The sequence below is a fragment of the Mesorhizobium sp. WSM4841 genome, assembly GCF_055811515.1.
This window is the reverse complement of sequence record NZ_JBVVQC010000031.1, coordinates 40,140-53,458: the sequence shown is the minus strand read 5'-3', so window position 1 is coordinate 53,458 and position 13,319 is coordinate 40,140. Positions and strand designations below refer to the sequence as shown.

The 13,319-nt window shown below is 59.6% G+C and carries 11 protein-coding genes and 5 pseudogenes; 7 read left to right on the top strand and 9 right to left on the bottom strand.

The window, feature by feature from the left end:
• Positions 1-139: 139 nt before the first annotated feature.
• The 3 genes from AC0L14_RS27555 to AC0L14_RS27545 are packed head-to-tail and all read left to right on the top strand — an operon-like array spanning position 140 to position 2,362.
• On the top strand, positions 140-796 hold the full coding sequence (locus AC0L14_RS27555) for a multiubiquitin domain-containing protein (protein ID WP_244420604.1): 657 nt from the start codon (positions 140-142) through the stop codon (positions 794-796).
• Positions 771-1,961, top strand: a complete 1,191-nt coding sequence (locus tag AC0L14_RS27550) for a ThiF family adenylyltransferase (RefSeq protein ID WP_436258181.1) — start codon at positions 771-773, stop codon at positions 1,959-1,961. Before AC0L14_RS27555 ends, AC0L14_RS27550 begins: the two co-directional genes overlap by 26 nt.
• Entirely contained in the window at positions 1,961-2,362 is a 402-nt protein-coding gene (locus AC0L14_RS27545) for a ubiquitination-like system serine protease family protein (protein WP_473751421.1), read from the top strand. Before AC0L14_RS27550 ends, AC0L14_RS27545 begins: the two co-directional genes overlap by 1 nt.
• Here the strand turns inward: AC0L14_RS27545 and AC0L14_RS27540 are convergent, their stop codons facing one another.
• Both AC0L14_RS27540 and AC0L14_RS27535 read right to left on the bottom strand, forming a co-directional pair.
• Positions 2,363-2,650, bottom strand: a complete 288-nt coding sequence (locus AC0L14_RS27540) for an aldehyde dehydrogenase family protein (RefSeq protein WP_473751390.1) — start codon at positions 2,648-2,650, stop codon at positions 2,363-2,365.
• Positions 2,651-2,748: 98 nt separating this feature from the next.
• Positions 2,749-2,883, bottom strand: a pseudogene (locus tag AC0L14_RS27535) (hypothetical protein); the annotation flags it as partial.
• A 352-nt stretch (positions 2,884-3,235) separates the two neighbouring features.
• On the opposite strand from AC0L14_RS27535, the pseudogene AC0L14_RS27530 reads away from it, so the two are divergent.
• The 3 genes and pseudogenes from AC0L14_RS27530 to AC0L14_RS27520 all read left to right on the top strand — a co-directional run.
• Positions 3,236-3,340 (top strand): annotated as a pseudogene (locus tag AC0L14_RS27530) (transposase); the annotation flags it as partial.
• 188 nt (positions 3,341-3,528) lie between these two features.
• Complete coding sequence (locus AC0L14_RS27525) at positions 3,529-4,749, top strand: acyltransferase family protein (RefSeq protein ID WP_473751389.1); 1,221 nt, start codon at positions 3,529-3,531, stop codon at positions 4,747-4,749.
• A gap of 55 nt (positions 4,750-4,804) precedes the next feature.
• Entirely contained in the window at positions 4,805-5,176 is a 372-nt protein-coding gene (locus AC0L14_RS27520; RefSeq protein WP_044549118.1) for a hypothetical protein, read from the top strand.
• Positions 5,177-5,258: 82 nt separating this feature from the next.
• Here AC0L14_RS27520 and AC0L14_RS27515 read toward each other — a convergent pair.
• The 4 genes and pseudogenes from AC0L14_RS27515 to AC0L14_RS27500 form a co-directional block, all read right to left on the bottom strand.
• Positions 5,259-6,161 (bottom strand): annotated as a pseudogene (locus AC0L14_RS27515) (IS630 family transposase); the annotation flags it as partial.
• 201 nt (positions 6,162-6,362) lie between these two features.
• On the bottom strand, positions 6,363-7,334 hold the full coding sequence (locus AC0L14_RS27510) for a glycosyltransferase family 10 domain-containing protein (protein WP_473751388.1): 972 nt from the start codon (positions 7,332-7,334) through the stop codon (positions 6,363-6,365).
• Positions 7,335-7,642: 308 nt separating this feature from the next.
• A pseudogene (locus tag AC0L14_RS27505) lies at positions 7,643-8,079 on the bottom strand (transposase); the annotation flags it as partial.
• A 148-nt stretch (positions 8,080-8,227) separates the two neighbouring features.
• Positions 8,228-8,855: pseudogene (locus tag AC0L14_RS27500) on the bottom strand (aldehyde dehydrogenase family protein); the annotation flags it as partial.
• Between the two features lie 510 nt (positions 8,856-9,365).
• On the opposite strand from AC0L14_RS27500, the gene AC0L14_RS27495 reads away from it, so the two are divergent.
• Complete coding sequence (locus AC0L14_RS27495) at positions 9,366-10,199, top strand: ArdC family protein (protein WP_473751387.1); 834 nt, start codon at positions 9,366-9,368, stop codon at positions 10,197-10,199.
• Here AC0L14_RS27495 and AC0L14_RS27490 read toward each other — a convergent pair.
• From AC0L14_RS27490 to AC0L14_RS27480, 3 genes are read right to left on the bottom strand one after another with little or no spacing between them, the layout of a single operon-like run.
• Positions 10,121-11,113, bottom strand: coding sequence for a tyrosine-type recombinase/integrase (locus tag AC0L14_RS27490; RefSeq protein ID WP_473751386.1), 993 nt, complete (start codon positions 11,111-11,113; stop codon positions 10,121-10,123). The genes AC0L14_RS27495 and AC0L14_RS27490 overlap by 79 nt on opposite strands.
• On the bottom strand, positions 11,110-12,054 hold the full coding sequence (locus AC0L14_RS27485) for a tyrosine-type recombinase/integrase (protein ID WP_473751385.1): 945 nt from the start codon (positions 12,052-12,054) through the stop codon (positions 11,110-11,112). Before AC0L14_RS27485 ends, AC0L14_RS27490 begins: the two co-directional genes overlap by 4 nt.
• Positions 12,051-13,274, bottom strand: coding sequence for a tyrosine-type recombinase/integrase (locus tag AC0L14_RS27480; protein ID WP_473751384.1), 1,224 nt, complete (start codon positions 13,272-13,274; stop codon positions 12,051-12,053). The genes AC0L14_RS27485 and AC0L14_RS27480 overlap by 4 nt, the downstream gene beginning before the upstream one ends.
• Between the last annotated feature and the right edge of the window lie 45 nt (positions 13,275-13,319).

Genomic DNA, 13,319 nt, shown 5'->3' with positions numbered 1-13,319 from the left:
CCTAACCGGTGTTTTTTATGTAGCTATAAAGTCCACAATTGTCAATCAAAAAATGAGGATAAAATAGCTATTAACTAGCTAGACATTGGCTAAAAATTGCATATATGTCTTGTGCAGAATGAGAGACAAGGAGGCTTCGATGCCTGACGTGACGAACTTTACATTCAAGCTGGACGGCCGCGTGGTGGCTACCAATGACGCCATCATTTCTGGTCGCGAGGTCCGCGCCCTCGGTGGGCTTGATCCGGCCAGCGACTATATTCTCATCCAGATAGCGGACAGGACATCGCGTTCGATCGGCCTTGAGGAAGCGATCGACTTCAGGGAGATGCCCCACTCTGAGTTCCTTTCATTCCAAGGCGACAGGGCCTTTTCTTTCACCGTCAACGAGCGTGGCTGGGAGTGGGGATCGGCGACAATCTCCGCGGCCGACATCTATCGCTACGCGAGCATCGACGAGGATCTCGAGCTGATCCTGGACAGCGCCGGCGATACGGTCATTCCCGCTGACGGCGCGGTGACTCTTGGCGGACAGGGCGTGGAGCGCATCCGCAGCCGCGAGGCGAAAACGGTCGTCATCAAGGTCAACGGTCGATCGCGCACGGTACCCAGGAGAAAGCACAGCTATCGCGAGATTGCACTGCTCGCCTACCCCGACGCCAACTTTGAGAAGTTCAAGTACACGATCACCTACCTGAAAGGTGTCCACGGCGCGGAAGGTGATCTGGTGGAGGGCGAGAACATCGAAGTCAAGAACGGGATGGTCTTCAATGTCCGCCGATCTGATAAGTCGTGATCCGCATCTGAAGCGGCTGCTGGACGAGGGGTTCGAGCTCGAGATGCGCGAGCTCGTTCTTCTCCTCGTTCACAGCGTCCCCTACGTGAAGCGCGACAAGTCGCTTGGCCGCGGCACGCTTGTCTGCACTCTGTCGCTGGATACCCAAGGCCTGACCGCATCTCCACAGACCGACCACACCATGTGGTTCACCGGAGAGACGCCTTGCCATCGCGATGGTGCGCCGATGACCAATATCATTCACAACAGCAACGAGGCGACTGTCGGGTCCGACATCAAGGTCCACCACTATTTCTCGTCGAAGCCAGAAGGGACCGGCCAGTATGCCAACATTTACGACAAGGTTGTCACCTACGAATCGCACCTCGGCGCCGCCGCGCGGTCGCACGACAAGACCGCGAACGCGCGCACAGGCGTCACGCTAGCCAGCGCGCAGGACGATAGCCCCTTCGCGATCCCCGATTCTGCGTCAGCCCGCTACGGAATCGTTGCCGCCAATCGCAAGCTCAGAGGCCGCGTCGCGATCATCGGCCTCGGCGGCACCGGTGCCTATCTGCTCGATCTCGCCGCCAAGACCCGCGTTGCCGAGATCCACCTCTACGACGACGACCAACTTCTCAACCACAATCTTTTCCGTTCGCCTGGTGCTCCCGAACCGGTGCTGGCGAAGAATTTTCCCCGCAAGGTCGATTATTACGCAGCGCTTTACGCGCGCATGCACAAGGGCGTGAAGCCGCACCCCACCAGGGTCAAGGCTGACAACATTGACGAATTTGCCGGTTATGACTTCGTCTTCGTCTGTGTTGACAAGGGATCGTCGCGGCGCGTGATTGCCGAAGGGCTGGTTCGCCTGGGCATTCCGTTCGTCGACACTGGCATTGGTCTTGGACTCGACGACAACACGCTCGATGGTTGCGCAAGGGCGACTTTCATTGCCCCCGGCACGCCGTGGGCGGAGGTGGCGACCCATCTGTCGTTCGGTGACGACGATGAAGAGGCCGATGTGTACGGAACCGAGATCCAGACCGCCGAGCTCAATTCGTTGAACGCGATCATGGCGATCATGCGCTGGAAGCGCTGGCTGACCTTCTATCGTGATGAGCGCAACGAAAGAAACGCGACATACATGATCGAGGGCAACAACATCACCAACCGGGGGGCATGATGGCTCGGGTGGATCGTCTTACAACCGTCTTTGTCGAAGACATTCCCGAACAGCTGGAAGACGGGGTTCTTTACGTGTCGCGCCAATGCCACGTTGCCCTCCACAATTGCGCCTGTGGCTGTGGCGAGGAGGTTTCGACACCGCTCGTTCCAACCGAATATGACCTTGTCATGGAGGACGAGGGCGCTTCGATCTGGCCGTCGATTGGCAACCACGACTTCCCTTGTGGCGCACACTACATTGTCAAACATGGCCGAATCCATTGGGCGGGCAAGATGTCTCGCGAGCAGATCGAAGCCGGCCGCGCCTATGACCGCCTTCTCAAGCGCGGCGCCCAGCCAAAGGGGTTCAGGGCCATCCTCGCATGGATCAAGCGCCTGTGGATCAAGTTCATCGGCTAATCAGCTGCGGCCGATGGCATCGCCTTTGCAAGCATAGATCAGGTTGACGACGCCTTCGGGAAAGCCGGCCTCCGCCGCGAGCGCAATCATCGCGCCTGCAACAACAAGCGGCGTCTGTTCGGCAGGTTTGAGGATGACCGCGCAGCCCGCCGCCAGCACCGGCGGGATCCTGCGCGCGACCATCGAGGCAGCAACGCCGACCGGCTGCTTGACCACCAGCATGCGCCGGTCCGACGAAGGCGGGGGAGATCGTCTCGCCATAGACAGGATTGGCCTTCGGCGTACCATCGCAGATACGGCCGCGTGAGAGACTTCGAACTGGCTTCGCCAAGCGGCTTGCCCATCTCCGCCGTAAGAATGGCAGCAAGGCCGACGGCATGGTCTATGATCAGCTGAGGCCAGCGCCATAGCATGTCGCAGCACTCCCGGGCGGTGATGGCCGCCCATCCAGCCTGCGCCATATACGCCTGGTCGACCGCTGCGCGCCTCCTCGACCCATGTCGGGAAATTTCCGCCAGCACGTCGCCAGTGGATGGATCAAGCCCTCGAAAATTTGCTCGCCAGGCGGCGTGCCGAGTGTCGGCATGCGGTCGATAGCGCCGAACAGCTATGCAGATTTCAGGTGCAAGCGGTTGGCACAGAGGCACGCCTGGCGGGGGCACCGGCCGTTGAGCCTGCGAGCTGATAAAACGGCAGCGCAAGGCATGGCGTCCAGGCGGCCGCGGCAAGCGGCAATCTGCCGGCACTTGATGGCGCCCGCGCGCCTGAAGGCGCGTGCCGGGCGCTCGTGAACCGAGCCCGCTTTTTCTTCGCGAGGCTCAGACGGCCTCAGCCATCCGGCTTCGCCATCTCCTATAGCGCCAAGGGCGGACCCAGCCGCCCTTTGATACGGTGATGATGTTGAAGATCATGGTGCTTCAGGCGCTCTACTGTCTCTCGGACGATCAGGCCGAGTTTCAGATCCAGGACCGGCTGTCGCCGGTGGGCATGGCCCCATATCCATCCCATGGATGCATTATATCCAAACAATCAAGTTCACCCATCCGTCATGATGCTGCATAGCGCAGGAAAGCCAATGTCCCGTGCTTTCCAGCTCACGTTCACGAGCGTGGACTTTGTAGGAAGAACCAAGTCGAAACCGGCGCATCATAAGGGGCAGAGTATCCATGAACGCAATGGCGGCGGGGCAGGCCGGATCTGAACGTTTTATTGCTTTAGAGGGGTTGAGGGGGCTGGCTGCAGTTGGCGTCCTCTTGTCTCACGCCCTCTTCGCTGTCGAGCCAGGGATATTCAAAACCATGTACCCGTTGGCGCAAGCAGCGTGGCCAGAAATCGGATGGCCTGCTCAGCTTCTAACTCTCCCCCCACTCAGCATGCTTATCAACGGAAGCTTTGCGGTTTGTGTATTCTTCGTTCTAAGCGGCTTCGTCCTTACCAAGTCTTTTGCTGACACTGGAAATGCGTCGGTGCTTGTATCCAGAGCAATCCGACGGATACCCCGCCTCGGCATTCCAATCGCGGCTTCAATCGTTTTTGCCGGTGCCATTTTTGCCATGGGGCTGATGAGAAATCTTGAAGTTGCTCCACTCACGGGCTCGATCTGGCTGACCTGGTATTACCCTAGCTCAATTACGGCCGCGAACATCGCCAAGGAGGCCCTATATGAGTCCTTATTTCTCGGTAAGAACAAACTCAATTCACCACTCTGGACGATGTCCATTGAGCTCGTCGGTTCATACTTAGCCTTCACGTTCGCCTTCGCTACGAGGTGGTTCACCTTCGCCCTCGTCACAGTTTTTGCCGCGGCTCTCTCTTTTGCGGTCCATATAGCTTACCTGCCCTTCGCCTTGTCGTTCGGGGTCGGCGTCCTCCTGACTCGCGTTTCTCCAGCGAAATGGTCTCACAAAGCCAAGATCGCAATCTTTCTTGCTGCCATCTATCTTGGCGGCTTCTCAAACGACATCTTGTATGAGCCGATCATCAAACTCTCCCCAATCGACTTTAATCCCCTGAAGGACGCAATGCACTGCGTCGGTGCAACCTTCCTTGTCGCTAGCGTTCTCGCGCTTCCATCGCTTCAGCGAGCCTTCTCGTCATACTTTTTCCCACTCCTGGGTCGATTGTCGTTCTCGGTCTACCTTCTTCATTTCCCTATCCTTTGTTCCCTCGGGTGCTTTGTCTATCTCTGGACTATCCAATGGGGGCATGCCATTGCGGCTAGTAGCACTGTCGTCATTGTACTTGTAACCACCATCATTGCTGCGGTGCCTTTTCAGCGCCTTGTAGACGTGAAGTCCATGGAAGTGGCCAAGAGGGTGGACCAATACCTGAGAGGTTTTTGTGTAAGACTGCGGAGCCGTAGACTGGCGCTGCGCTCAACCATTTGAGCGGGACAAACATAGCTAATCATTCTGACCTCAATAAAACGAAAGGTGCCCTGCCTTGGAAGAATTCGTATCACGCATCGCCACCAATGTCGGCGTCGACCCGGCTCTCGCAGACAAGGCCGTTGGCATGATGCTGGGTTTCCTGCAACGCGAGGCAGCCGACGGTGCCGCTGCGCGCATGATCGAGGCCATTCCCGGAGCTTCGGAATTAGTGGCGAAGCATGATGGTGAGGACGCAGAGGGCGGCAGCGTCCTCGCCGGAGGCGGCGTGGTGGGTTTCGGCCAGCAATTGATGAACGAGGGTCTCAGCCTGGGAAATATCGCCGGCCTTGCTAACGAGATGATCGCCTTCGCCAAGGAACATGCCGGAGACGAACTCGTGGACGAGGTCCTCAATTCCGTTCCCGGCCTTCCCCAGTTCGCCTGATCAGCAGCAGCCGGGTGGCGTACGATGTCGTGCGCCCGTCTCGGCCCTCTTGCGCAGCTAGAGCAGCTAGAGCAGATTCGACGTAGCCGGCTGCCTCGAAATAATGCCTGCATTCCTCGGCTGTGAAGGCTGCAAGGCAGTTGGCCACGACCGACCAGAGTTCGTCGATGGTTCGGGTTGCAGCCTTTCGCAGGAGAGCCTTGAGCTTCGAGAAAGCCATCTCGATCGGGTTGAAGTCGGGCGAGTATGGCGGCAGGAACAGGAGCCGCGCCAACCTTCTCGATCACCTCGCGCACGCCGCTGATCTTGTGGGCGGGCAGGTTGTCCATGACCACGATGTCGCCGGGGCGAAGCTCGGGTGCGCGGACCTGCTGCGCATAGGCGAGGAAGGCAGAACCATTCATAGGGCCATCGAGCAGCATTGGCGTCGCCAAGCCGCCCAGCCGCAGGCCGGCCGTGAATGTGGTGGTCTTCCCATGGCCCTGAGGAACGGCCGCCCGACAATCGTTCGCCGAGCAGGCTGCGGCCACGCAACCGCGCCATCTTTGTGGATGCTGCGGTCTCATTGATGAAAATCAGCCTCTCGGGGTCGAGATCGAGCTGCCCATCGAACCAGGTTCTGCGGCGGCGCAGAACATTGGGGCGCTGCTGTTCGGCGGCGTGCGCCGTCTTCTTTTGAAACGTGATGCCGCGCCGGTCGAGGTACAGCCGGACCGTGGACGACGCTGCCCGCACGCCGCGCTCGGCGGCAAGGCGCTCCCCGATCTCAGCAAGCGTGATGTCCGGCGCGTCCTCGATGAGGCCAAGAATGAAGGGGCGCATCGAGCTTCGAACGCCACGGCTGGCCCTGCTTGCGCGCTCCCATCTGGCCGGTCTCGCGATAGCGGCGATACCAACTCCCGGCCGTCGAAATACCGATCCGGAAGCGACGCGTCGCCTCGCGCGTCGAAACCCCCGACTTCAATGGCCGCAATCCCGCGCCCACGAAGGACCGCCCTTAGGCTCCTCGTCATCATCACATCCTCGTAAATCACCGGGACAGTGAATCAGACAGGATCTATCGCGTGATTCCCAAACCGACTCTGTGTTCATCAAAAGATGCTCGAGGTATTCTCCGCCGCGTGTTCCGTACAGACCCTGCCAGACTACCAACCGCCGGGCGCGCAAAGCGAATGAACTTTGGAGTTCATTCGTCTACCCCAAAATCGACTGCAGGCGTACCGATGTGCATAACTTTAGGCGGCAAAGGCTTATCCTGAACGCTTTCGATGAAGCCCGCGAGATAAGCAAATATATTGTACTTCTCAAGTACCAACCGCTTCGCCTCTCGTATTGCATCGCGACGTTCCTTCCAGAGGTCCGATTCGATGATTTCTCGGATCTTTTGAATTACATTCTTGTCCTCTGGATCAATCAGAACCATTGAGTCCGGGGGAAAGAACCTCGTGATTGCCGGGCTACCGTAATAGATCGGCATTGTTTCAGCAACGAAGCAGTCCATAAGCTTCTCTGTAAAATAGTAATCAGCTCTAGTATTCTCGAAAGCTATACTGTAGCGGTAAGGTGCAAGTGCGTCCCATTTATCTCCAATCAGGTGAAAGCCTCGGCCGAACAGGTCGAACTCGAGCTCCCCTCTCAGCCGTTCCAAAAACGCCAGCCGATATCGATGTCCTTTAAGCATGGCGATGTTGCTGGTAATCCATGAGAGCCGACGCGGCTTGTCAACGACTTCGCTGACCAGAAGTTGGTCATACGTCTTTCTTACAGACCAAGACCGAGTGATAGGTGGAGACAAGACGAATCGACGCCCTGCATTCTGCCGAGCTACCAGCTCTGCGTCAGACGTCAGAACGATGGTATTTTCCCCCTGCCCAAGATGGAGGGCGCGATGAGCTTTCGTCGGCGGTTCGCCGATTGCAAAAATGGTCCTGTTCGGGCTCGCCTCGATATCAACAGGAAGTCCAAAAACAGAAGGAGAGTTAAAGATTATATGCCAATCCGGCGTGAAGGACGTCTTGCGTACAAAAGCGACATTGTTCCAGATTCCACTGCCCTTTGGAGTGAGATGGTGGATTGCGTCTTCCAGACCGCCCCAAGAATCGAGGCAGGCAGCAACTATGGGCGCCGGACGTTCCGTCAGCAATTTGGCGCTAGACAAAGCAGTTCGACTCCTTCACTTCGGTGGTACCGGCAGTAATTTCGGCACCAGGATCAGACCTCTCTGCGCCTATTCCCGTCGTGAGATGAAGCTAAAACGATCGGAATCGATGGCTAAACGGTACGCAGGTAAGCCCTTCGATATCGAAAAGTCTGGGAGAACTATGCTTGTAACCCCTGCTCCTCCATCTCAATCGGCTTCCATAATCTAGCTCTGACGATTTTTGATGCAGTTTGGGAGTTCTGTCGAGAGTCTTCTGCAAATTTGCGATCACGGTCGCCGGTGTTGGCGGGTCAGGCGCGGCGTCTTCAAGTAACGCAAGCGCCCAGCCCGCCCGCCGCCGTCAGGAGGCCTTGGGCTCCTCCAGCTTGCGCGGCATCTCCTTGCTCGGCCAGGTGCTCCCTGTTGAGATAGCGAATCGCCTCCAGCAGTTTTCGTGTGTTTCGACGGCGAGCGCGCGGACGAGCCGCAGGCAGTTCTCGGCGCTGGGAAAGATGCGCACCACATGGGTGCGCCGCTTGATCTCCTGTTTGAGCCGCTCCAGGCTGTTGGCGCTCTTCAGGCTGTTGTGATGCTGGCGTGGCAGCCGGTTGAAGGTGAGCGTCTCCTCGACGTTGTCCTCCGCCCACTGGCACAGCTTGGGGCAGCGCGTCTCCCACTTGGCCAGCCATTGGGCGAGGTCGCGCCGCATTTCGGAAAGGTCGCGCCGGTCATACATCCAGCGCAGTTCCTGCAGGCAGTCATCATCGATCCATTGGGCCGGCAAGATGTCTCGCGAGCAGATCGAAGCCGGCCGTGCCTATGACGCCTTCTCAAGCGCGGCGCCCAGCCGAAAGGGCTCAAGGCCATCGTCGCATGGTTCAAGCGCCTGTGGATCAAGTTCATCGGTTGATCAGCGTGCGGCCGACGGCATCGCCTTTGCAAGCATGGATCAGGTTGACGACGCCTTCGGGAAAGCCGGCCGCGCACATTGCGCCTGCAACAAGCGGCGTCTGTTCGGCAGGTTTCAATATCACGGTGCAGCCGCCGCCAGTGCCGGTGAGATCTTGCGCGCCACCATTGAAGCCGGGAAATTCCATAGCGTGATCGTGCCAACAACGCCGGCTGGCTGCTTGATCACCAGCATGCCCGGTCGGTCGAGGGCGGGGAGATCGTCTCGCCATAGATGCGGTTGGCCTCTTTGGCATACCATTGCAGATATGCCGCCGCATGCGAGACCTCCGACTTGGCTTCGGCAAGCGGCTTGCCCATCTCAGCTGTGAGGATGGCAGCGAGGTCGGCGGCGTGGTCGATGATCAATTGATGCCAGCGCCAGAGCATGTCCCTGCGATCCCGGGCGGTCAACGCCGCCCATCCAGCCTGGGCCGTATAAGCCTCGTCGATCGCCGTGCTCGTCTCAGCGCCCATGTCGGGTAGCTCTGCCAACACTTCGCCAGTGGATGGATCAAGCCCTCGAAAGTTCGCTCGCCAGGCGGCGTGCCGAGTGCCGGCATGCGTCCATAGAGACGAACAGCTATGCAGATTTCAGGTGGAGCATCAGCGGTTGGCACAGAGGCACGCCTGGCGGGGGCACCGGGCGATGAGCCCTGCGAGCTGATAAAACCGCAGCGCAAGGCATGGCATCCAGGCGTCCGCGACAAGCGGCAATCTGCCGGCACTTGATGGCGCCCGCGCGCCTGACGGCGCGTGCCGGGTGCTCGTGAACCGAGCCCGCTTTTTCTTCGCCAGGCTCAGGCGGTCTCGGCCATCCGGCTTCGCCCCCTGGCGCGGGCAGCCTTCGGCTGCTGACGGGCGCCGGCCTGTCGGCCGGCGCGGTTTGTTCGTTGGCCTTTCCCGGCGGCGCGGGGTGGGCGGCACTCCCTTCTAGGCCCGCCGCGGCATCCCGCAACCCTTCGCTTCGCTTCGGGTCCTCCTCTTCGTTCCGGTCCTTCGGATGCGGTCCGCCTCCGACGGCGGGCCTTTCCGGTCGCGTCTCGCCGCCCACCCCGCTTCCGGGGAAAGGCGCGGGATTGAAGAGCGGAGGACCAGACGATGCGTGCAAAACACAACCGTTCCGGCAGCCGAGAGGCTGGCGCGGGCAGGGGCGGGCGCTCGGGCGCCAGCCTTTATCAGGAAATCACGGACCGCATCATTGCCGAACTGGAGCGCGGCACCGTGCCATGGGTCAAGCCATGGGGCAGCGCAAAGGCCGACCTCGGCCTGCCCAGCAACGCGGCCACCGGGCGCCGCTATTCCGGCATCAACATCCTCATCCTGTGGGGCGCCGTCATCGAGCGCAGCTATTCCGGCCAGAACTGGCTGACCTTCCGGCAGGCGCTTGCCCTTGGCGGCAATGTCAGGAAGGGCGAGCGCGGCACCACAATCGTGCATGCCGACCGCTTTGTCCCCAAAAACGAGAAGGAGCGCGCCAAGACAGACGGCGACGAGCCGCAGGCGGTACCGTATTTGAAGCGCTTCACCGTCTTCAACGTCGCGCAGTGCGACGGCCTGCCCGAGCACCTTTACCGCAACGCCGAACCGCTGCCCGAACGCGAGATCGTCCCGCAGGCCGAGGCGCTTATTCGAGGAAGCGGCGCGGATTTCCGCATCGGCGGCGATCGCGCTTTCTACTTGCCGGGCAGTGACACCATTCAGGTGCCGCCGCAGCCGGCATTCTTTCAGCAGATCGACTATTACCGCACCTGCTTCCACGAGCTTGGCCATTATGCCGTAAGCTGGATTATGCCGCATGGCAGAGTTTGGCGGCTAATGTGCCGGCTTTTTGGCCGTGCGGCAGTTCGGCATAATCAGAGCGCTTCGAGGAAGGCGAGCAGTTCGTCGCTGGGGCGATACCGTCCGGGAAGCGTTTCTGGGCTGGCGACCTGAGAGAGCGCCTTTTCCTTTAGCCGCATGTCGGCGTGGATATAGATTTGGGTTGTTTCCACGGATTCGTGTCCAAGCCATAGCGCAATCACGGATTGGTCGACGCCATGATGCAGCAATTCCATCGCCATACTGTGCCGCAGCGTATGCGGCGTGACGCGCTTGCCTGCGAGACTCGGGCAAACTCGTGATGCTGTCAGGCAATGCTTTCGCACCAGATGCTCCAAAGCATCACGGCTGAGCCGCTCGCCCCGGATCGACGGGAATAATGGCCCGTCGATGTCATGGCGTTTGCCTATCCAGACCTGGATCAGTTTGGCCGTATCGCGACGAAGCGGTGTGCTGCGTTCTTTTCGTCCCTTACCGATGCAGCGGATATGAGCACCCGTGCCAAGCATCACATCCTTGCAGCGCAGGTTGATCAGTTCGGAGGCCCGCAGCCCGGTCTGAAGTGCCAGCACCAGCAGGACATGATCACGTCGCCCCACCCACGTCGTTCGATCCGGCGCCACCAGCAGCGCCGCTATCTCCTCAGCGTCAAGGAACGTCACGCTCCGCTTCACGTACCGTTTGTTGGGCATCGACAGAATACGCTGGCAATGAAGAAGCCAACCCGGGTCGGTCAAAGCAACGTAACGGAAGAATGATCGGATCGCGGCAAGGCGCGTATTGCGGGTGCGTGCCGTGTTGCCGCGCGCCGTTTCCACATGGCTCAGGAAGTCGGCGACAAGATCGGCATCGAGATCTTCGATCGTCAGCTTCGTGGGCGGCTTTCCACACCTTGAACTTGCATACTGGATCAGCAGCCGGAATGTGTCCCGGTAGCCAGCGATGGTGTGGCGGCTCGCCTCCATCTGCGTAGAGAGCCGGTCGGTGAAGAAGCGCTGGATCAGCGCAGGGAAGTTGGTCGCCTTCATCGGGTTTCCACCTCCGCCGCTACGCCAGTCATTCGGGCAGAGGCCAGCTCCAGCAGTTCCGGGACTGCTTCCAGATACCAATAGGTATGAGCTGGACTCGCGTGGCCGAGCCATGTCGTGAGTTTGATCATCTCGCGACCGACGTCGTTGCCCGACCGATACCAGTTCAGCATGGTACGCACCGCGAAGGTGTGGCGAAGATCGTGGATGCGCGGTCCACGGCCGTGCCGAAGATGAAGCTGCGGTTCGCGCAACCCAATCTGTTGGCATACATGCGCGAAGTTGTAGCGTGCACCGCAATCGCCAAGACGATGTCCCTCGCAGGTCACGAAGAATGCCTCGGGCCTGCGCCCGAGCAGCCTATCCCGCTCGCTACCGTAACTTTCCAGCCGCTGCACAACGCTCCGGTCCAGCGCCAGTAGCCGCTCCTTCCCGAGCTTGCCCTGCCGGACATGGAGCACGCCGGATTCAACATCGAGATCGGCAGGATCGAGACCGAGAGCTTCGCTGATCCGAAGTCCGGTCACTGCGATCAGGCCGAAGAGCGTCGAGCAAGTCAGACCACGTATGCCGTAGACGGACGGCAGCGTCCGCGCATGCTCGATGATCGCAACGATTTCGGCTTCACTGTAGATATATGGATGCACACGTTGAAGGCGGCCAGGCACCAATCCCCGGGGCGGCGCCTCATGCCTGGGGTCAATGCCATGCAGCCATTCCGCAAACTGGCGGGCCACCCTGAAGCGCGTTGCCCGTGTTCCGGGACTGGCGGATGGCAAGCTCTCAAGCCAACGCATGATCAGGCTGGTGTTGACGCATTCCGCGTCATCGCGGTCGGCGAAGGTGGCGAAGCGCCGTAGTATCCGTTCATCGGTACTCAGATTGGCACCGAGCCGTCTTCTGACAGTCAGGTAGCGGTCAATTTCGGCAAGGAAGCTCATCGTGCCACCTCCGCGACAGGCCAAGGTTGGGCGATAGAGCGCAAGCCATCCGTGTCGAGCTTCGCGTAGATCATCGTCGTCGCGCGCGATCGATGTCGTAGCAGATCGCCGATCTCTTCCAGTGAAGCGCCGGCGCGAACCATGGTCGTCGCCAGACTGTGGCGCAGAACATGCGATCCCACATAGGGTGTCGGCGGCTTGACGCCCGTCGCGGTGAAAGCCTCCTTCAGTATGTCGTTGATCACCTGGCTGTCCTTGAATGGACGATTTGGCGCCCGATGCGTCACGAACAGCGTGCGCGTGGTCGTTGAGGTTCGATCCTCCCGTAAATATCTGCTGATCGCTTCGCCGACGTCTGGCGGAATCGGCAGCCGGTCGTGAAGCTGCCCCTTTCCGCGTATCAGCAATACGCCTGAACGCCAGTCGATATCGTCGAGCTGGATCGCCGTGACCTCGACCGCACGCAGGCCAAGGCGGGCCATCAGCAGCAGCATTGCATAGTCGCGGGCACCATGCCGTGGATTTGCGCGCACCGACGCCAAAACGGCCTCTACTTCTTTCGGCGACAAATATCGTGGAAGCCTTGCTCCCCAAGGCGTGCGCACACGAGGTACGCATAAGGACAGGTTTGTGGACGTGAGACCCTGCGCGAACAAGTACTGGAAGAAGCTGCGCAGATGCGTGGCTAACGTCTTGTCCCGGTATGGGGTCGTGTGCCGCGTGAGGACATGCTCCATGAACGCAACAACATCTCGGACATTCAGCGCTGCCAGATCGAGCATGTGATCACCAAAGCGGTGACCGAGAAAGCGGGATGCAAACCGCCGAACATGATCGATTGATCGTGGGCTGAGGCCACGTTGCCGTAAAAGGTAGGTTTCAAAATTGGCCAGCAGTTCAGCGCGCTCGGCTTGCGCAGGGCTCAGCGGTGGTCGTGTCGCCACGCCGATCTCAATAAGATGCGCGACGAACAGCCTGGCAAGACTAGGAACCTTGATCTGGCTTTTCGGCGTGACGGGCAACCGCCGGCCCAGTTCGACAGCAAGGTCGGGCGTCAACGCCGACGGCGTAATGCCCTCGGTTTCGAGCAAGCGACCGAAGCGCCGAAGTAGGTAGCGATAGTTCGCCAAGGTGTCGGGTTTGTAGTTTCTCGACGAAAGAGTTTCCTCGAACGACGCGAAGAAGGGATCGAGGCAGGTGGTCTGATCGGATATTTCCATTTCCTGTGCTCCATGTTGTTGGAGCGACAATCTTCACGCCCAAGG